At 67.1% G+C, this 19649-nt stretch carries 17 protein-coding genes; 12 read left to right on the top strand and 5 right to left on the bottom strand.

The window, feature by feature from the left end:
- Positions 1-19 precede the first annotated feature (19 nt).
- Both BM115_RS19500 and BM115_RS19505 read left to right on the top strand, forming a co-directional pair.
- Positions 20-1297, top strand: a complete 1278-nt coding sequence (locus BM115_RS19500; RefSeq protein ID WP_092297955.1) for a cytochrome c — start codon at positions 20-22, stop codon at positions 1295-1297.
- Positions 1298-1301: 4 nt separating this feature from the next.
- Positions 1302-3155 carry a flavin monoamine oxidase family protein gene (locus BM115_RS19505; RefSeq protein WP_092297783.1) on the top strand — a complete coding sequence of 618 codons (1854 nt, stop codon included), beginning with the start codon at positions 1302-1304 and terminating at the stop codon, positions 3153-3155.
- A 31-nt stretch (positions 3156-3186) separates the two neighbouring features.
- Here the strand turns inward: BM115_RS19505 and BM115_RS19510 are convergent, their stop codons facing one another.
- Positions 3187-3627, bottom strand: a complete 441-nt coding sequence (locus BM115_RS19510; protein WP_092297785.1) for a MarR family winged helix-turn-helix transcriptional regulator — start codon at positions 3625-3627, stop codon at positions 3187-3189.
- A gap of 483 nt (positions 3628-4110) precedes the next feature.
- Here BM115_RS19510 and BM115_RS19515 point away from each other — a divergent pair, with 483 nt between their 5' ends.
- Positions 4111-5310, top strand: a complete 1200-nt coding sequence (locus tag BM115_RS19515) for a BamA/TamA family outer membrane protein (protein WP_255370910.1) — start codon at positions 4111-4113, stop codon at positions 5308-5310.
- 35 nt (positions 5311-5345) lie between these two features.
- Here BM115_RS19515 and BM115_RS19520 read toward each other — a convergent pair whose 3' ends face one another.
- Positions 5346-5882: a carboxymuconolactone decarboxylase family protein gene (locus BM115_RS19520; RefSeq protein WP_092297788.1), complete on the bottom strand. Its 537-nt coding sequence runs from the start codon at positions 5880-5882 to the stop codon at positions 5346-5348.
- A 152-nt stretch (positions 5883-6034) separates the two neighbouring features.
- Between BM115_RS19520 and BM115_RS19525 the strand changes: the two genes are divergently transcribed.
- From BM115_RS19525 to BM115_RS19540, 4 genes are all read left to right on the top strand, one after another.
- Positions 6035-6973, top strand: a complete 939-nt coding sequence (locus tag BM115_RS19525; RefSeq protein ID WP_092297791.1) for an AraC family transcriptional regulator — start codon at positions 6035-6037, stop codon at positions 6971-6973.
- A 136-nt stretch (positions 6974-7109) separates the two neighbouring features.
- Positions 7110-8030 (top strand): non-homologous end joining protein Ku, encoded by a 921-nt coding sequence (locus BM115_RS19530; protein WP_092297794.1) that lies wholly within the window; start codon positions 7110-7112, stop codon positions 8028-8030.
- A gap of 21 nt (positions 8031-8051) precedes the next feature.
- Positions 8052-8900, top strand: a complete 849-nt coding sequence (locus tag BM115_RS19535) for a tetratricopeptide repeat protein (RefSeq protein ID WP_092297796.1) — start codon at positions 8052-8054, stop codon at positions 8898-8900.
- 104 nt (positions 8901-9004) lie between these two features.
- Positions 9005-10585: an EAL domain-containing protein gene (locus BM115_RS19540; RefSeq protein WP_092297799.1), complete on the top strand. Its 1581-nt coding sequence runs from the start codon at positions 9005-9007 to the stop codon at positions 10583-10585.
- A gap of 26 nt (positions 10586-10611) precedes the next feature.
- Here BM115_RS19540 and BM115_RS19545 read toward each other — a convergent pair whose 3' ends face one another.
- Positions 10612-11001 (bottom strand): lysozyme inhibitor LprI family protein, encoded by a 390-nt coding sequence (locus BM115_RS19545; RefSeq protein WP_369823502.1) that lies wholly within the window; start codon positions 10999-11001, stop codon positions 10612-10614.
- 3 nt (positions 11002-11004) lie between these two features.
- Entirely contained in the window at positions 11005-11838 is an 834-nt protein-coding gene (locus tag BM115_RS19550; RefSeq protein WP_092297805.1) for a class I SAM-dependent methyltransferase, read from the bottom strand.
- A gap of 141 nt (positions 11839-11979) precedes the next feature.
- Between BM115_RS19550 and BM115_RS19555 the strand changes: the two genes are divergently transcribed.
- Both BM115_RS19555 and BM115_RS19560 read left to right on the top strand, forming a co-directional pair.
- The gene (locus tag BM115_RS19555) at positions 11980-12546 is read left to right on the top strand and encodes a TetR/AcrR family transcriptional regulator (protein ID WP_092297808.1); all 567 of its coding nucleotides are present in this window, start codon (positions 11980-11982) and stop codon (positions 12544-12546) included.
- Between the two features lie 49 nt (positions 12547-12595).
- Positions 12596-13555, top strand: a complete 960-nt coding sequence (locus BM115_RS19560; protein WP_092297811.1) for a quinone oxidoreductase family protein — start codon at positions 12596-12598, stop codon at positions 13553-13555.
- Positions 13556-13561: 6 nt separating this feature from the next.
- Here the strand turns inward: BM115_RS19560 and BM115_RS19565 are convergent, their stop codons facing one another.
- Positions 13562-14959 carry a GAF domain-containing sensor histidine kinase gene (locus tag BM115_RS19565; RefSeq protein ID WP_092297814.1) on the bottom strand — a complete coding sequence of 466 codons (1398 nt, stop codon included), beginning with the start codon at positions 14957-14959 and terminating at the stop codon, positions 13562-13564.
- A 334-nt stretch (positions 14960-15293) separates the two neighbouring features.
- Here BM115_RS19565 and BM115_RS19570 point away from each other — a divergent pair, with 334 nt between their 5' ends.
- Genes BM115_RS19570 through BM115_RS19580 form a run of 3 tightly spaced genes read left to right on the top strand, consistent with a single transcriptional unit; the run spans position 15294 to position 19649 of the window.
- The gene (locus BM115_RS19570) at positions 15294-15986 is read left to right on the top strand and encodes a TetR/AcrR family transcriptional regulator (RefSeq protein WP_092297817.1); all 693 of its coding nucleotides are present in this window, start codon (positions 15294-15296) and stop codon (positions 15984-15986) included.
- Between the two features lie 2 nt (positions 15987-15988).
- Positions 15989-16843, top strand: a complete 855-nt coding sequence (locus BM115_RS19575) for an FAD binding domain-containing protein (RefSeq protein ID WP_092297820.1) — start codon at positions 15989-15991, stop codon at positions 16841-16843.
- Positions 16824-19649 carry a molybdopterin-dependent oxidoreductase gene (locus BM115_RS19580; RefSeq protein ID WP_092297823.1) on the top strand — a complete coding sequence of 942 codons (2826 nt, stop codon included), beginning with the start codon at positions 16824-16826 and terminating at the stop codon, positions 19647-19649. Before BM115_RS19575 ends, BM115_RS19580 begins: the two co-directional genes overlap by 20 nt.

Below are 19649 nucleotides of genomic sequence, written 5' to 3' on the forward strand. Positions count from 1 at the left end.
GCTTGCGGCCTTGACCGTGATGAGCGTACTGACCGCGCTGCCCGCGCGGGCAGCGGCGCCGGCGAGCGCGCCGTCCCCGGAGCAGATCGCACGCGGCCGCTACCTGGCCGGCATCGCTAACTGCGCCGCTTGCCATACCAAGGAGGGCGGGGCGCCCATGGCCGGCGGTCTGCCGCTGCGCACCGGCGCCGGCACGGTCTATTCGACCAACATCACGCCTGACGCCGCCACGGGCCTCGGCGAGTATTCGCTCGATGATTTCGACCGCGCCGTTCGCCGCGGCGTGGCGCGTGACGGCAAGCACCTCTATCCGGCCATGCCGTACACGTCCTATGCGCGCATGACACGTGACGACGTGGCGGCGCTCTACGCCTACCTGCGTGCCGAGGTCAGGCCGGTCAGCCAGTCCAACCCGGACGCCGAGATGCGCTGGCCGTACAACATGCGCTGGCTGCTGGTGCCCTGGAACTGGCTGAATTTGCGCGATGACCCCGTGCGTACCGATGCCTCCAAGGGCGCCGCCTGGAACCGGGGCGCCTACGTGGTGCAGGCCGTGGCGCACTGCGGCGCCTGCCATACGCCGCGCGGGCCGCTGTATGGGGAGAAGGGCCTGGACGAGCGCAGCCGGCATTTCCTGGCTGGCGCGTCCGTCGAAGGATGGTCGGCCACCAACCTGACGGGCGACCAGATCACGGGCCTCGGCGCGTGGACGAAGGCGGACGTGGCCGAGTACCTGCGCACCGGCCGCAATGCCCACGCCACCTCGTTCGGGCCGATGTCCACGGTGATCGCCGCGTCCACGCAGCATATGGCGCCGGGCGACCTGGACGCCGTGGCCACCTATCTGAAGTCACTGCCCGGCACGCGCGGCGAGACCCAGCCATTCCGCTACGACCCCACCGTGACCACGCTGCTGGAGCAGGGTCGATTCGATGCGGCCGGTGCGCGCCAGTACGCCACGTTCTGCATGCCCTGCCACAACGCCAGCGGACGTGGCTTCGCGCGGGTGTTTCCGCCGCTGGCGGGCAACCCGACCGTGGCCGATCCAGACCCGGCGTCGCTGATCAACCTGCTGCTCGAAGGCGCCGTCACCGCGCGCGTGAGCACCGCGCCCACCGATTACCACATGCCCGGCTATGGCTGGACCATGGAAGACCAGGAGCTGGCCAACCTGCTCACGTTCATCCGCGGCAGCTGGGGCAACCGTGCCGCGCCCGTGACGGAGGCCGCCGTGGCCGCCCGCCGGCGCGAACTCGGCACGCCCACGCCCGAACCCGCACGGCCCCCATCGCGCTGACGCCATGACGATCACTCGCAGAGACTTCCTCAATGGCGCCGCGCTGACCATCGCGGCCGGTATCGCCCCGGCGGGCTTGGTGCGTGCACAGGCCACGGCGGCCGGCTACCCGCCATCGCTCACCGGGCTGCGCGGCAACCATGCCGGCACGTTTACGCTGGCCCACGGGCTGGCGCGCGAAGGCACCACGTACCCGACCGTGCTGGCGCGCGAGTCGTATGACCTCGTGGTAGTGGGCGGCGGCATCAGCGGGCTGGCGACGGCCTGGTTCTATCGCCAGAAGTTCGGCGCGGACCGGCGCATCCTGATCCTCGACAATCACGACGACTTCGGCGGCCACGCCAAGCGCAACGAATTCACGGTGCGCGGCAAGATGCTGGTGAGCTATGGCGGCAGCGCCGAGATGCCGCCATCCGCCACCGACAGCGCGGCCATGCGCACGATGCTGGCCGGGGTGGGCATCGACATCCGCACCGCGCCGGCACCCGGCCCGGGCGACGCTTATCAGCGCCGGGGGATGGGCCGCGCGGTGTTCTTCGACGCCGAGCACTTCGGCCGCGACCAGTGGCTCGCGGGCGATCCGTTCGCAGACGGGATCGATGCCCGGAACGCCGCCAGCCAGCCGCCCGCCGACGGCATCGCCCATTTTCTCGATGCCGCGCCACTGCCCCCGGCAGACCGGCAGGCGCTGCTGCGGCTGGCGCAGGGCGGGGTGGATTACCTCGCCGAGATGAGTGGGACCGATCGCACGGCCTACCTCCAGCGGACGCGCTATGCGATCTTCTTGCGCGAGAAAGCGGGGCTTGGCCTGCCGGCCGTGCGTTTCCTGCGCAGCCGCAGCCACGATGCCTATGCGCTCGACGCGGACGGCATCTCGGTGGCGCAGGCTATCGCCATCGGTCTGCCGGCGGGGGCGGGCATGCCCAAGCCGGTGCTCGATCCGCGCCTCGGCAAGTCGCCAGCCTCGCGGCTCTGGTTTGCCGATGGCAACGCCACGCTGGCCCGGGCGCTGATCCAGGCGCTGGTGCCGGGCGTGTCCCCGGCATCGCGTGGTGGCGCGGGGCTGGCCGATGCCCGCTTCGACTATGCCCGGCTGGACCGCGACGGCAGTCCGGTGCGCGTGCGCCTGAACAGTACGGCGGTGGCCATCGAACCCGATGTGCGCATCACGCGCGTGACCTATGGCTGGCAAGGCAACCTGCAACGCGTGGAGGCGCAGCACGTGGTGGTGGCCGGCTACAACATGATGGTGCCGTTCATCCTGCCGACGCTGCCGGCGCCGGCCAAGGCCACGCTGCGCGCGTGCGTGAAGGCGCCGCTGGTGTATACGAAGGTGGCGCTGGACGACTGGCGCGCCTTCGAGACCCTCAAGGCGTGGCGCATTCATGCGCCGACCATGGCGTACTCGGACCTGTGGCTGGAGGCGCCGGCTGGTGCTGCGGCCGATCCGGCCAATCCGGCGGTGCTTCACATGCTCTACGTGCCCACGGTGCCGGACAGCGGCATGAGCGCGCGCGAGCGCTTCCGCGCCGGTCGCGCCTTCCTGCTGGGCATGCCCTTCGACGCCCTCGAGCGCGAAATCCGCGCCCAACTGGACCGCATGCTGGCCCCGGGCGGCTTCGCTTCATCGAAACAGATACGTGGGATTACGCTGAACCGCTGGGCGCATGGCTACAGCTATATGCCGGGCGGGCTGGCGCCCGACGACGCCTCGCTGCAGGCCGCGCTGGAACAGGCGGGGCGAGGGGTCGGCAATGTGCGGATTGCCGGCGCGGACAGCGCCGGCAGTGCATCGGTGACGGGCGCGGTGGATACCGCGTGGCGCGCCGTGGACAGCCTGTCTCGCCCCGCAGCCTAGCGGGGCAGGAGCGGGAGGCGGGCGGCTCCGGTCAGTTGCCGGTGACGAACTTCTGGAGCAGCCGGCGGAATTCCTCGAATTCCTCCTCGCTGAAGCCCTTCAGGTGATGGTTCAGCACCTCGGGCGCGATATCGGGGATCTGCGTGGCGACGGCCTTGCCTTTCTCGGTCAGGATCAGATTGACCACGCGCCGGTCGTCGATGCTCCGGCTGCGCTCCAGCAGCCGCTTTTCCTCCAGCTTGTCGAGCATGCGCGTCATCAGTCCGCTGTCGATGCCGAGCAGCTTGCTGATCTCGAACGGCGTGGTCGCCATGCCGCGGTTCAGCGACAGCAGGATGCCCATCTGCTGGCCATTGATGTCCAGCGGACGCAGGGCCGAATCCATCTCCAGCAGCAGGCTGTTGCGCGCCTTGTTGAGATGGAAGCCGATGCTCTGTGTGAGCTGGAAGTTGTCTTTGGTGTAGTGGTTCACTGCGCTTACCCCCTCTTGCATCCAATCGATCAAGCCGCGCGACGGCTCGCCAGCGCGTGAGCGCGGCTGATACGGCCGTCTGTTCTTTGCCTTCGGTGGCGTGCGCGCATACGCGGTGCGCGCCGGGACATGTGCCCCATGCCATGTCCGCAGCTAGTCTGGCAAATCTTGTAAAAAATGTGAATTCAATTTTATTGTGATTTGATGTAAATGCCGCTGGTATCTAAATTGCCGCCCAAGAATAATCCCCTAGATAATCACCCATCCGGGTGGCACGATTTCCATCGAGATAATGATGGATGACCCAAGCGGGTAAGTTGCAAGGTACGGCATCGACACTGGCGCAGGGCGCCTGGAAAAGAAAACTAAACACGCGCGCAAGAACGTTCATATCGGCGATCCGGTCATGGAGGCGCAGGCTACGTTACATTCGCCGCAGGGCGTCGCCCCATTTAGCACGCCAGCTCATCGATGAGAGCCACCATGCATCCTTTCGCCCGGGCCTCGATGGCGGGCCTGATTGCGGCCGCCGCATCGGTCGGCCATGCCCAACCGGTGCCGGACGCGCTGGTCCCTTCGCAGGCACAGCCACCAGCCGCCCCGCCAGGCAAGTCGGAAAAACCGCCGCTGTCGTTCTTCGACCCCGAGGACGGCATGCTCGACATGAGCGATTTCCTGCTCCACCACAAGGGCGCGCTGCCCGTGCCGACCATCATCACGGAGCCGGCCGTCGGCTATGGCTTCGGGCTCGGGCTGCTGTTCTTCTCGCAATCGCTGGCCGACCGGGCCGCCGAGGCCCACGCCAGCGGCGAGGGCCCTGCGCCACCCAATATCACCGGCATCGGCGGCGCCTATACCGAAAATGGCACCTGGGCGGCCGGGCTCGCGCATTTCCATACCTGGCAGGGCGACCGCATCCGCTACCTCGGCGCGATCGCCAAGGTGAGCGCGAATCTGGAGTATTTCGGCTTGTCGAACCAGCCGCGTCACTATTCGCTGGACGGGGTTTTTCTGGTGCAGCAGGTGCTATTCCGCGTGGCCGATTCGCACTGGTATGTCGGACCGCGCTATACCTATTTCGATTCCACGGCCACGTTCAAATTCGGCGGCAACGCCCCGGAAGTGGGGGGAGTGACCAGCGAACAGCGCATCGGAAAGGGTGCACTCGTGGTCGATTATGACTCCCGCGACAATATTTTCTTCCCGGGCAAGGGGATTTATGCCGAATTCGAGGCCCAGTTCGCGCGCGGGGCGCTCGGCAGTTCGCAGGACTTCAATATGTATAACGCGCGGGGTTTCACCTGGCTGCCCATCGCCCGCACGCTGATCCTGGGGCTGCGCGCCGACACCAAGTTCTCGACGGGTGATGTGCCGTTTTATGCGCAGCCCTATGTCGATCTGCGCGGCGTACAGGTAGGCCGCTACCAGGACCGCAACGCCGTGGTTTCCGAGGTGGAGTTGCGTTGGGACGTCACGCCGCGCTGGTCGGTGCTCGCCTTCAGCGGGGTGGGCAAGGCCTACGGACGCTGGAACGACTTCTCGGACGCCAGCACCGTGGTCAGCGTGGGCACCGGCTTCCGCTATGTCATCGCGCGGAAGCTGGGGATTTCGATGGGGATCGACATCGCCCACAGCCGGGACCAGAACGCCTTCTATATCCAGATGGGCAGCGCGTGGCGCTGAGTGGCTGACCACGCACCGCCCATCCGCCCTGATCCTTACACGGCCGGGAAGTCCAGTGTGGTGTCGTTCAGGCGATTGATCATATTGGTGAAGAGGATGGCGCCGACCGCGTGCACCGCCTCCACGATCTGCGTGTCGTTGAAGCCGGCGGCGCGCACTGCCTCCACGCTCGCGGCCGGCAACGTGCCGCGCGTGCCCACCAGTTCGAGGACGAAGCGCACCAGCGCGTCGGTCCGGGCGTCCTGCGGATAGCTGCCCTGGCGCAATTGGCGCGTTTCCTCAGCGGTATAGCCAGCCAGCTTGGCGATCATCGTGTGGGCGGCCACGCAGTAGTCACAACCGCTGTGCTCGCTCACGGACAGGTTGATCGCTTCCCGTTCACGCGCAGAGAGTGAACTTCCCTTGACGACTTCGCCGGCCTGCAGCGTCTGCGCCAGCACGGCCGGCGCGTTGCTGCCGATGGTGGCGTACATATTCGGCACCTTGCCGAGGCCCTTGCGGATGGCGCCGAACAGTTCGGCGGTCTGGCCGGTGGCTTGCTGGACGGGGGCGGTATGGAGACGGGTGGTCATGATTGCAACTCCTTGCTGATGCGATGGGTGAGAGTTCTGGGTTCCTTGCTGCGGAGACACCGTGCTGCGTGGCGCTTCCTTGGACTCCATAGTAGGGGCGTCGACGATCCGAATGGACTAGAATTCACTCAACTATTTGCTCAATCGTCTCAATGGATAGTCTCAGCGAACTCGTACGCCTGCTCGCGCCATCGGGCACCGTGGACCTGCATTGCCGCGTGGCGGGGGTCTGGTCGACCTTCAACGCCCAGGCCGCGCCGGGGCACGTGCCGTATCACGTGATCCTCGAAGGTGAGATCGAGATTGCCGTGGGCGATGGCCGCCTGCGCGCCACCGCCGGCGACGTGCTGCTGTTCCCGCATGGCGCCGCCCACACGCTGATCGGCCTGCAGGCCGGCTCGCGCGCCGTGGCGGCGTCGCGCCATTTCAACGGGGTGGTCACCGAAGTCACCGTGCCCGGCGCCGCCGCGCCGCTGGACATCCTGTGCGGCACCTTCGTGCTGGGCAGTTCGGCCGATGTGCTGCTGCGCACGCTGCCGGAGGTGCTGTGCATCGGCACCGACGATCCCAACCTCAACGGGAATGCGAGCTGGCTGCGCGGGCTGATCGGCATGATGCATGCCGAGGCGGACCGGCCACGGCCGGGTGGGGCGGCGATTGTGGCGGACCTGTCCACGGCGCTGTTCACGGTGCTGCTGCGGGCCTTGATCGATCGGGGCGGGGTGTCGCGCGGGCTGATCGCGCTGATGGCGGACGCCCGCATGGCGCGCGTGGTGGAGGCGGTGGTGCGGGCGCCCGAACAGCCGTGGACCGTCGATAGCCTGGCCGTGCTGTGCAACGTCTCGCGCGCGACCCTGGCGCGGCGCTTCAGCCAACTCGGCGGCATGACCCCGCTGGAACTGGTGACCACGCTGCGCATGGATCGCGCCGCCCGGCTGCTGCGGCAGGACGGGCTCTCCGCCGCCGCCGTGGGCGAGCAGTGCGGCTACGCCTCGCAGGCCGCGTTCGGCCGCGTGTTCGCCCAGCATTTCGGCATCGCCCCGGGCGCGTACCGGCGCCAGCATCGTGCGCGCCGGGCCGCCGACGATTGATCGATGTGAGCCATGATCGACATTTTTGCTGTGGGAGGTGACCCGTCACGAACATGCGGCACGCGCCCGCTGGCGGGCAGGGCCCCGCGTTGACTAGACTCGACGGAACGACAGGAGTCTCCAGGAGGGCTGCGCCATGGCCGCACGTTCCATCGCCTCGCTATCCATCAGCTTTGGGCTGGTGTCGATTCCCGTGAAAGTGTTCTCGGCCACTGAGAGCAAGTCCGGCATCAGCTTCAACTTGCTGCACAAGGGCTGCGGCTCGCGCCTGCGCCAGCAGTACATCTGCCTGAAGGAAGACGTGGTGGTGGAGCGCGCCGAGATGGTCAAGGGCTACGAGTTCGAGAAAGACCGCTACGTCACGTTCACGCCCGAGGAGCTTTCCGCGCTGGAAGAGGCCGCGCAGCAGACCATCGACATCGTCTCGTTCATGCCCGCCGGCGCCATCGACCCGATCTACTACGACAAGCCCTACTACCTGGGCCCGGACAAGCGCGGCGCCAAGCCGTACAACCTGCTGGCCGAGGCCATGCGCAAGACCAAGACCTGCGCGCTGGCCAAGTGGTCTTGGAAGGGCAAGCAGTACATGGTGCAGATCCGCGTCGGCGACGATGGCCTGATCCTCCAGCAACTGCTTTATGCCGACGAAGTACGCGACATGGCCGACCTGCACGTCGAGGAGACCGACGTGCAGCCCGCCGAACTGGCGCTGGCGCAGCAGTTGATCGAGCAAAACTCGGTGAAGGGCTATGACGCCTCGGCCTATACCGACGAGGAGAAGCAACGCATCCTCGAGCAGATCGACAAGAAGATCTCCGGCAAGAAGATCACCGTGGCGGCCGAGGCCCCGGCGCCGTCCGGCGGCGAGGTCATCGACCTGATGGAGGCCCTGCGCAAGAGCATCGGCGCGAACAAGCGCCAGCCGGCGGCGGCCAAGAGTGCGGGGAAGGTTGCCGCCCCCGCTGCCGAAACCGCGCCACGCAAGACCGCCCGCCGTGCCGCTGCGGCGCCGGCCAAGACCGCCGCCGAGCCAAAACGCGCTCGCAAGCAGGGCTAGCGCGATGACGGATGCGTATTGATGGATGACTACTCCATGCGCGATGTCCAGGGCGTTCTGGGCATTTCGCGCACCGTGGTGACGGCGCTGATCGCCGCTGGCGTGATCGCCCCCCGGCGCGGCGCGCGCCAGGCCTATCGGTTCACGTTCCAGGATGTGGTGCTGCTGCGCACGGCCCAGTCGCTGCGCGATTCGCGTATTCCCACGCGCCATATCACGCGCTCCCTGAAACGGCTGCAAGGGCTGGGCGAGGGGCGGCCGCCTACCGGCCTGCGCCTGTCCGCCGTGGGCGGCGACGTGACCGTGCAAGACCGCCAGGGCCGCTGGCACGTGGACACCGGCCAGTTCGTGCTCGACCTGGACGCGGCCGGCAGACCGCCGCACCCATCGGGCAATATCGTCGATCTGCGACACGCGCGCGCACCGGCAGCGCCGTCCCCCTCGGTCGGCGACACCGATCCCACCGGCTGGTTCGAACGCGCCGTGGCCAGCGAGCAGCATGACGACGCCCCCGGCGCCGAAGCGGCCTATCGTCAGGCCGTAGCGGCGGCGCCGGACTACCTCGACGCCTGGCTGAACCTGGGCTGCCTGCTGAGCGAGCAGGGCCGCCATGCCGATGCCGTGGCCAGCTACCGGGCCGCGCTCGCGGCATTGCCCGCGCAGCCGTTGCTGCACTTCAACCTCGGCGTGGCGCTGGAAGACGCCGGCGCGCCGCGCGAGGCGCTGGAGAGCTACCACGCGTGCATCGAACTGGCCCCTGATTTCGCCGATGCGCATTACAACGCCGCGCGGCTGCACGAGGCCCTCGGCGACCCGCGTCGCGCCATCCGGCATTACAACCAGTACCGCAGGCTCGAGCCAGTGGACTAAACGCCACAGCGACGCGCATGTAGGCGCTTGTCGGACAGCATTGAAACGGCAGGCCGGCCCACAATCAGCGGACAGTCCAGGTTGGCGGAGGGGAAGTCTTGGGCATGGCATGGCGCGACCGCTTCGAGGGATGGTCTTTCTCGCCCGTCACGTGGCTGGTGTCGTTGGTGGTGTGCGCCGTGACCACGGCGAGTGCGCTGTGGGTGGGGCAGCAGTATGCCCAGCAACTGGTGGATCGCCGCGAGTCGATCGTCGCCCAGGACGTGGTGGCCGCCATCGAGCGCATCATCGCCACCGTCGAGCGCGAGGGCGCCCTGCACGTGGCGCCGCTGGCCGGCCGGCCCTGCGCAGAGATCGGCCGCCCGCTGCGCGAGCGCGAAAGCTACATCCCCTATGCGCGCGCGGCGGCCGTGGTGGCCAATGACGTGATCTATTGCTCGTCGGCGCGCGGCGAGATCAAGGTGCCGCTGAGCTGGTATTTCGGCGATAACAAGGCCGCCGCGCGACAGCAGCGCATCGTGCTGGTCGGCCGCACGCCGTTCCGCGAACAGGCGCCCGCGCTGGTGCTGTACCTGCCCAGCGCCACCGAGCCCTCGCAGGGCGCGATTTTCCTGATCGACGGCACCTACCTCGTGGACACCCTGGCGCACGGCAAGGAATTCGGCGCCGGCACCATCGCCCTGAGCGTCGGCGAGGCCACGATGGACCAGGACGGCACCTACCGCGACGCGCCCACCGCCATCCCACGCAGCACGCTAGCCCGCTCCACCGCCTATCCCCTCACCGTGGCGGTGGCGGCATCCCCGGCGTTCTCCTGCGAGCTGTTGCACCGCTACGCCCTGTTCATCGGCGCCATCGGGCTGCTGCTCGGGCTGCTGGCCGTGGCCGGCTTCCTGGCCGTGGCCGCGCCGAAGCGGCTGCTGCTCCAGGCCGTGCGGCAGGGCCTGCGGCGTGGCGAGTTCCATCTGGCCTACCAGCCGATCGTGGCGGTCCGCACGCGCGAGACCATCGGCGTGGAAGCCTTCCTGCGCTGGCGCCACCCGCGCTGGGGCATGATCCCGCCCTCGTCGTTCATCGAAACGGTGGAATCGACGGCGGTGATCGACGACATCACGCGCTTCGTCCTGCATCAGGCCGTGGACGACATGAACCGCTACCGCCCGACGCGCGCGCTCCATGTGGCCGTGAACGTGGCGCCGCTGAACCTGCGGCGCAAGGGCTTCGCGGCGGAACTGGCGGCATTGCAGGCATCGATGCCGGACGGCTCCGGGCTGGTGATGGAAATCACCGAGCGCCACCTGCTGGCCGACCACGGCGCGGCCATGGAGGCGTTCGACCGCCTGCACCACGCCGGCATCCGCCTGGCCGTGGACGACTTCGGCACGCGCAACAACAACCTCGACATGATCCGCAACTTCCCGTTCGACTACCTGAAGATCGATCGGCAATTCACCCAGGACGTCTCCCCGGACGGCCGGGCCCTGCTGCGCAGCATCGTGGCAATGGCCCACCACTTCCGGCTGGTGGTCATCGCGGAAGGCATCGAATCAGAAGCACAGCACGCCTTGCTGGCCGAAGTCGGCGTCGACTGCGCCCAAGGCTACCTGTACCGCCGCCCGGCCAGCGCCCGGGAGATCCTGGGGGACGGGGAGGTGCAGGAGTCGAAGGCGGTGGTGGCGGCTTAGGTGGTGGCGCAGGGGGGCCATCACATTTACTTCAAAGGCAGGTCGACCGTGGCCCGCTGAAGCTGGTCGGCGCGCCAGTGGTTAAGCTCGGCCTCACAGGCCAACCGCCAGATTTCCAACGCGTTGCCAATCGCGCCGCCGCCCAGCGCTGCGGCAAGCGAGCACTGATCCTTGCGATAGGTGGCAAAGGCTTTCGTGCTGGCAGCCAATCGCACTTTTGCGAAATTGACGTATTTGGGGTCTTCATCCCATCCGGCAAGTCGGCCACTGGCCTCCGCCTCGGCAGCCTTCAATGCTTTCCGACTTTCGTCGACTTTCGCCACAAGGCATTCGCGCATGCCAGCCTGCGAATACGCTCCGCACGCTTCGCGCAAGGTCCGCTCGTTGACCGTGGCAGCGGGCGCCGCACCCGACAAACCTCACCCCTCCGCCCCAATCATCCAGCACGCCACATCCAGCCTGACTGTCTCGCCGTGCACGTACGGGTCGAACGCCGGGCGTACTACGTCGATGATGGCTTTCTGCCGGGTTTCGTCGAGGTTGGGGAGGATGCGGCCCAGGGGGCCGAGGCGGGTGATGTAGGTGAGCAGGTCTTTTTCGGCGAAGGTGCAGGTGACGTCGATGGGCTGGAGGTCGATGTCGTGCCAGCCACTGTCTTTTAGGATTTGTTCGACGCGGGCGGCGTTGGCGAAGGCGAACTGACCGGGGGCGTTGGGTTGGCGCGGGGGCAGTTCGGGCAGCAGCGGGGCGGCGGCCTGTTCGGCGGTGGTCATGAAGGGGTTTTCGCCGGCGCTGCGCCAGGCGATGACGCGCAGCAGCCCGTTGGGGCGGAGGGCTTGGCGCAGGTTGGCGAAGGCGCGCACCGGGTCGTCGAAGAACATCACGCCGAAGCGGGACACGATCAGGTCGAAGCTGGCCGGGGCGAAGGCGTGCGTCTGGGCATCGGCGAGGATGAACTGCGCCGGCACCTGCTCGCGGGCGGCGCGGGCCTGGGCGGCGGTGATCATCGGGGCGGAGATATCGATCCCGGTCGCATGGCCGGCCGCCCGGGCCACGGCCACGGTAGTGCCGCCGGTGCCGCATCCCACGTCCAGGACGGCGCGCGCCTGATGCTCGGCGGTGGTCCGGGCCAGCAGGTCTTCGAACGGGTGGAACAACTGGTCGAGGATCGCCTGGGCATCGACCCAGGCATTGCCGGCCGTGCCATTCCATAGCGCGGTCTGGGAGTCATCGGTCGGGCGGGTGGCATCCATGCGGGTCTCCGGGTGGTCTGGCGTTGTCTGCACGCGTCGAAGCCAGCAATATGCCAGTTGCGCCCGCGCCCCGCCGGATGCCTCACAATCGAAATGGCCGGAATTCTTGACTTATCGTTCCAGAACGCCTAGATTTCACCCATGGCCAGACCAAGAGAATTCAACAAGGACGAAGTCCTCGACGCGGCAATAGGCGTGTTCGGGGAGCATGGCTTCGCGGGTACGTCCACCGAGATGCTGACCGCCGCCATGAAAATCGGGCGGCAGAGCCTCTACGCCACGTTCAACGATAAATGGCAACTGTATTGTTCCGCGGTGGAGCGCTATGCCGGGGCGGAAACGCAGGCGCACATTGCCACGCTATACAGCAATGCCAAGGCTTTCGAGGGCATCCAGCGGATGGTCGAACGGGTGGTAATCCACGCCGGCGAGCCGTGTCTGGGCGTCAGTTCGATCAGCGAGTTTGGTACCGAGCGCGCGGACCTGACCCAGATTCGTCATGATGCCGCGAACGTCCTGGCCAAGGCCTTTACCGCCAGAATCAAGGAAGCACAGGTTGATGGCGATATTGCAGCGGATCTCGATCCGCATCACATCGCCGGATTCCTGCAGGCGAATTTCGCTGCCATTCGGCTCGCTGCCCGTGCTGGAGCCGGCGAGGCGGAATTGCGCACCTTTGGAAAGCTCACGCTGAAAGCGCTGCGGTGAGCTGTTTTTTTTCTCTATTTTGGAACGAACGTTCAAGAAAGGATGACAAATGAAAGTCGTAATGCTGAATAGCCCGGACGTGATCGATGTGGTCGAGGCGCCCATCCCGGTGCCTGGAAAAGGGGAGGTACTGGTCGAGGTTGCCGCTTCGGGCGTGAATTTCATGGACATTGGCGTCCGGCGGGGGGAGTTCTGGACGGAAATGCCTTACCCGAAGGCGCTGGGCGTCGAAGGTGCCGGACGGGTGGTGGCCACCGGTGAAGGCGTCGATGACATCCAGCTCGGTCAGCGCGTGGCCTGGGCTTACGCGCCCGGCAGCTATGCCGAGATGGCCGTGGTCCCGGCAACCTCCCTGGTGCCCGTGCCCGATGGCATCGACGATCGGACTGCTGCCTCCATCATGATGGCGGGGCTGACCGCCAGCCACTTCGCGACCGAGTTCTATCCCGTGCAACCTGGCGACGTCGCGCTCGTACACGCGGCGGCCGGTGGCGTTGGGCTGCTGCTGACGCAGATCATCAAGCTCCGGGGCGGCCGGGTGATTGGCCGCGTATCGTCGGAGAGCAAGGCGGTGATCGCGCGGAATGCCGGAGCGGACCACGTCATCGTGGACAAGGCTGGCCAATTTGCCGAAGAGGCCGTGCGCCTGTCCGGCGGCGAGGGCGTGCACGTCGTCTATGACGGCTCCGGTCCCGCGACCTTTCAAGGGTCAATGGATTCGCTCCGGGTTGCAGGGACGTTCTGCTGGTTCGGGCCGGTCCTGGGTGGCCCCGGTCTCATCGACATCATGAGCCTGCCGAAGAGCGTCAAGCTTGGCTACGCGGTCTTCGCCCATCATGTGCGTACGCCGGAACGCCTTCGGGCGCACGCGGCGCAGCTCTTCCGGTGGGTCCTCGACGGCAGGTTGCGCACGACCATCGGCGGTGTTTATCCGCTGGCGGCCGCCGCGCAAGCCCATGCCGACATGGAAGGGCGGGCGACCACCGGCAAGCTGCTCCTGGTGCCGTGAACGTGCCTATTGCATCGCGCTCCAGAGGGCAGGCAGGCGCGGCAGCGTGATGGTGGCGCGCGTGCCGCCTTCCGGACGCGGGGTCAGGTCCAGTTGACCTTGATGCGCGTCCACGATGGCCTTGCAAATGGTCAGGCCCATGCCCATGCCGTTCGGCTTTGTGGTGAACAGCGGCTCGAAGATGCGGTCCGCCAGTTGCGGATGGAAACCTTCGCCGCCGTCGTCGATGTCAATGCGCAGCACGTCTTGCGAGGGGCTGCATGCCAGCACCAGCAGTCTTTCGCCAGCCGGCTGCCCATGCATGGATTCCGCGCCGTTGATCAGCAGGCTGATGATGGCCTGTTGCAATTGCACACGTTCGCCGCGTACCTGCGTCGAAGGCGGGAATGCATCGAGGCGCAAATGCACGTTCATGGCATCGAGCGTGCAGGCGACGATCTCTGCCGCCTCTCGAACGGCCTCGCCGAGGTCGAAGGCGGTGAAGGTCGGCTCGACCTGGCGCGCCTGCGCGCGCAGGCCGCTGATGATGGTGCGGGCGCGCATGGCGCAGGCGGAGATGTGCGCGAGCATTTCGCGGGCGGCATCGATGTTCGGGGTGCTGCGATCGAGCCATCTCAGGCCGGCCCGGGCAGAGGAGTCGAGGGCCGAGACGGGCTGCGCAACTTCGTGCACGATCGACGCCACCATCTCCCCGAGCGCCCTGAGCTGGCTGGCACGCGCCAGTTCCGAGAGCGTATCGCGCATTTTTTCCTCGGTACTGCTCAGCCGCGCGCCCTGCACCGAAAGCGCGTCATGAAGGCGCGCGTTTTCCAGGGCGAAGCTGGCCTGCAAGGCAATGATCTCGACCACGGCGATCTTTGCCGGGGTAAAGGCGCCTGCCGCGTGCCGGTGTTCCAGATACAAGGCGCCGACCGCCGCGCCATCGCACCGCATCGGCACGCAGACTACGGAGCGGGGCGCGCAACGTCGGACATAGTCGTCGCCCCCCCAATGATGCGCGGCGCAGGCATCGTGGAGCGCCAGTCCGCTCTGCATGTGGATGGCTGTCGACAGGATGGACAGCGGCAGGTCGGCCATAGGCAGGGGCTCGGTACAAAAGGCCTGGGCGTCCGATGCCGTGGCGCTGGCTACGGTCTCCCAGCTGTCTGCGTGCACGACCGCGATAAAGCCCCACGTGGCCTCCGTGCTTTGCATGGCGGCATGGAGCAGGGTGCCCAGGCGCCTGGCCGGCATGACCTCCGTGGCCAGGGTCCGGGAGGCCCGCCGTAGCGTGTGCATGTCAAGGTCGGGTAGCCATGACGATGGGGGGCCATCGATTGCTGGCGCGATTTCGGCGGCGCTCCTCTCGGAGGCCGGTTTCCAGGCCGGCGCGGTGCGCCGGGAATTGTCGAGTTCGTTGTTCATTCTTCTTGCCTCTCGCCCACCTGTCGTGGACCCCGTTCAACCTGGATCCGTTCACTTCATGTAGTGAACGCTCCATTAACCAACGTTAGCACATCGGCGTTGACAATGACAGATGGAAATCTGATGAGGTGAGGATTCCGGCTCGCAGAAACGAGGTGGCTAATGATTCTAAACTGTTGAACTACAACGGTATTTCGTCGCTACCTTGCAACTGCTTTTAGGGCCATGTATGATCATTCACTCATGTAGCACTCACTGTATGAAAATTGCAGTACGAGTTCTGGTCGGAGAATGTTGGTGCGGCGGATCGGCATGCCGCCACCATAGGAGTGATATGACCCCAGCAGGAAAAAAGGCTGTGCGCGGAACCGGCATCCGGGAAGCGACGGCGCAAGCCACCCGCGACAAGATTCTTCGCGCGGCGACCAAGGTCTTCGCTCGATACGGCTACGAAGGCGGCAGCGTGGAAAAGATCTCCAGCCTGGCGAAGTCTTATGACCGGATGATCTATTACTACTACGGGAGCAAGGAGGGGCTGTTCGTCGCGGTGCTGGAAGATATCTACCGGCGAATGGACGAGGCCGAAGCCAAGGTGGCGCCGGATCCGGCGAGGCCGGTGGAGGCGCTCGAGATCCTGATCCGGTTCAAGCTGGACTACTACCGGCGCAATCCCGAGTTCGTCAATCTGCTCAACACGGAGAACCAGCACAAGGGCCGGCATGTGTCCAAGCTGGAGCGCCGGGGCGAATATTCGGCGCATGCGGTGCAGATCGTGGCCCGGATACTGGCGAGTGGCGCCGAGCGGGGTCTGTTCCGCCCGGACCTGAATGCACGCGATGTGTTCCTCCTGATCGCATCGGCGGCCTATTTTTATACGTCGAACCGCTACACCTTGTCGGTGTTCCTTGGCGAGGAACTGGATACCCCGGAAGCGGTGCGCCATTGGGAAGAATTTGTGATAGATAGTGTGTTGCGCGCCGTCCGCGCGGATGCCCCCGCCCCGGCAATGCCGCCTTCCGCCCCATAGCCATGAACTATTTCCGTGCCCACACCGTCGAGGAAGCGCTCGCAACGCTTGCGGATGATCCGCGGCGGCGTGTGGTCTGCGGCGGAACCGATGCCTTCGCCGATCTGGCGCTCGTGCCGGCCCGGTCGGAATGGGTGGACATCAGCCGCATCGACGCCTTGCGCCGCATCGAGCGGAGCGATGGCTGGGTGCGGATCGGCGCCGCCAGCGCCTGGGAATCCGTCGCACTGACCACGTGGCTGCCGGTGGCGCTCCGGGACGCGGCGGCGGCCGTTGGCTCGCTGCAGATTCGCGTCCAGGGCACCGTCGGTGGCAACCTGTGCCACGCGTCGCCGATTGCGGATGGCGTGCCGCCCTTGCTGTCGCTTGATGCGCAGGTCGAACTGGCGAGTGTCCGGGGCGTGCGGCGGCTGCCGCTGCACGAATTTCTCCTGGGCGCCCGTCAGGTCGCCCTGAAGGCCGATGAACTGCTCGTCGCCATCCTGTTTCCGCTGCCGGCCGACGCGGACCGCACGGCGTTCGTCAAATGCACAAATCGTGACGGCTCGGCCCTCGCCGTGGTATCAGCCGCCGTGCGGCTGCGCATGTCCGCAGTGAACACAGTGGAGGACGCCGCCGTTGCTGTCGGCGGCGCCTCGGCGGTCGCGCTGCGGATGCCGGCACTGGAGGCGTCATTGCTGGCGCAGCGGCCGGAAGCACTGCGCGACATCATCGACGGCGCCTCGCTTGCAGCCCTGTCTCCGATAGAAGACTGCCGCGCGACTGCCGCCCATCGCACCCATCTCGCACGGCTCGCCATCATGCGCGCCTTGACCCATTGCATCGAGGAGGCCGCTCATGGCGTATCTGCTGGATGACATTTCCCTTTCCGTTCCCAACGCAGGCGCTGCCGGCGAAGCACCGACGCCGCCCGGAGAAGAGGGCTTCGAACTGAACGGCAAGCGCCTGCCGCTGCCAGCGGACCAGTCCCAGCGCCTTCTCGACTACCTGCGCACCGGGCTGCGGCAATTCGGCACGAAGGACGGCTGTCGCCAGGGTGACTGCGGAAGCTGCACGGTCCTGGTGGATGGCGAGCCGCGCTATGCCTGCCTGACCCCCGTGGGGCAGGTGGCGGGTCGCCGCGTCGTGACCGTCGAGGGACTGGCCGAAGGCACGCAGTGTGGCGCGCGGCTCCAGCAGGCGTTTCTCGCGCATCAGGCGGTGCAATGCGGCTTCTGCACGCCGGGCATGCTGATGGCGTCGGCGACGGCGATCGACGCCGGCCGCGTGACCGATCGCGCAACTGCCCGTGCCGCCATCGAGGGCGTGCTGTGCCGGTGCACCGGCTACCAGAAGATCGTGGACGCCGTGACCGAAGTCGGTTGCGGCAGCGGGGTGCGGCATTGCACCCCCCCGCCATCCGAAGGCCCCGCCGTGGGCGTGCCCCTGACTCGGCTGGATGGGCCGGAGAAGGTCGATGGGAGCCAGCGCTTCGGCGGCGACGCTTACCCGGCCAACAGTCTGGTCGTGCGCGCGGTCCGCAGCCCCCATCACCGTGCGCGCTTCGCATTCGGCGACCTGAACGCGTTCGTCGATGCGCATCCCGGTGTGCATCGCATCCTGACCCATGCCGATGTCCCCGGGATCAATCTGCATGGTGTGGCCACCCCGTACGCCGATCAGCCTGTCCTGCCGGAAGCGGAGACGCGGCACTATCTCGAAGCGGTAGCGCTGGTCGTCGGCGAGCGCGAGGCGATCGAGGCCCTGTCCCTGGCGCGCTTTCCCGTGGCGTGGGAGCCCCTCGCGCCGGTTCTGACCCCCGCGGAAGCTGTAAGCGAAGGCAGCCCGCAGCTCCATGCCAACCGTCCGGGTAATGTGCTGATCGAAGGGCACGTACGCCGCGGCGACACCGGGCGCGCGATTCAGGACGCCCGTCACGTGGTGAGCGCCACGTTCAACTCGAGTTTCGTCGAGCACGCCTACCTTGAGCCGGAGGCGGGCTGGGCGCGGCGCGTCGGCGACATGATCGAGATTCACTCGTCCACCCAGGCGCCGCACCCGCATCGCGGCGATCTGGCCCGTATCCTTGGCGTGCCGCCCGAGCGGGTGCGCGTGGTGGCCACGGCCGTCGGCGGAGGCTTCGGCGGCAAGCTGGACATGACGGTCCAGCCGCTGCTCGCCATCGCGGCGTGGCACCTCGACAGGCCCGTGGCCATGGTGTTCTCGCGCGAAGAATCGATGGGCACCTCGACCAAGCGCCACCCGGGCCGCATGACGTCTACCATGGCCGCCGATGCCGATGGCCGGTTGTGCGCGGTGGAGTTCGAGGGCGATTTCAATACCGGTGCCTTTGCCTCCTGGGGCACCGCTGTGGCCAATCGGGTGCCGGTGCACGCTGGCGGCCCGTACGTCCTGCCGCACTACCGTGCGCACACGCGTGCCATCCATACCCACATCACCCCCGCCGGGGCGTTCCGTGGCTTCGGCGTGCCGCAGACGATGATGTCGCAGGAGCAACTGATCGACGAACTTGCGCTCGCGGCGGGCATCGATCCGCTGGAGTTTCGGGCGAAGAACGCCCTGCGGCCCGGCGACTCGTTGCCGACCGGGCAGGTGCTCGACCACAGCGTGGGGCTGGTCGAATGCCTCGACGCGCTGCGTCCGGCATGGCAGGCGGCACGGAGCCGCATCGCCAGCCTGAACGCAGCCTCGCCCAGCCATATTCGCCATGGCGTCGGCATCGCCGCGTTCTTCTATGGCTGCGGCAACACGGCGTTGCCGAATCCTTCCACGGTACGCTTCGGTGTCCGGCCGGACGGCACGGTGGTCCTGCATCAGGGCGCGGTGGACGCGGGGCAGGGCGCGAACACGGTCATTCCCCAGATCGCCGCCGACGCGCTCGGTGTTCCGGTCGACCAACTACAGTTCATCGGGCCCGACACGCATCTCACACCGGACTGCGGCCGCACCTCGGCGTCGCGCCAGACCTTCATCACGGGCCGCGCAGCCTATCTTGCCGGTACGGCCTTGCGCCACCGGCTGCTGGCGCTGGCAGGCGCGGCGGCCGATGCGAAGATCCGGGTCAGTGCGAGCGGCATCGCCATCGACGATCACGCCCTGGATCTTCGGACGCTCCCGGTCGACGCCCACGGCTATGTCGTCGCGGCGGAAGAGCGTTTCGATCCGCCCATCACTTCTCTAGATGCCGCCGGGCAAGGCAGTCCCTACGCGACCTATGCGTTCGGCGCCCAGATGGCGGAAGTGGTGGTGGACTGCGAGAGCGGACGCGTCCGCGTGCTGAAAGTGGTGGCGGCGCATGACGTGGGCCGCATGGTCAACCCGACGCTGCTCGAAGGGCAGGTCGAGGGGGCGGTGGCGCAGGGCGTCGGCATGGCGTTGATGGAGAAATACCACCCGGGCCGGCACAACAATCTGCACGATTACCTGATTCCCACGGTGCACGACATGCCCGAGGTCCAGTCGATCTTCATCGAGGCGCCCACGGCCATCGGCCCCTACGGGGCAAAAGGCATTGGCGAGCCGGCATTGGTGCCCACGGCGGCCGCCATCCTCAATGCCATCCATGATGCGATTGGCGTGCGGATCCGCGAGGCGCCTGCTACCCCCGATGTCATCCGTCGCGCGCTTGCCGCCCGCGACGCGGCATCCGGCGTGCCCCGATAG

It is taken from the genome of Cupriavidus sp. OV096 (assembly GCF_900115455.1).
Lineage (GTDB): Bacteria > Pseudomonadota > Gammaproteobacteria > Burkholderiales > Burkholderiaceae > Cupriavidus.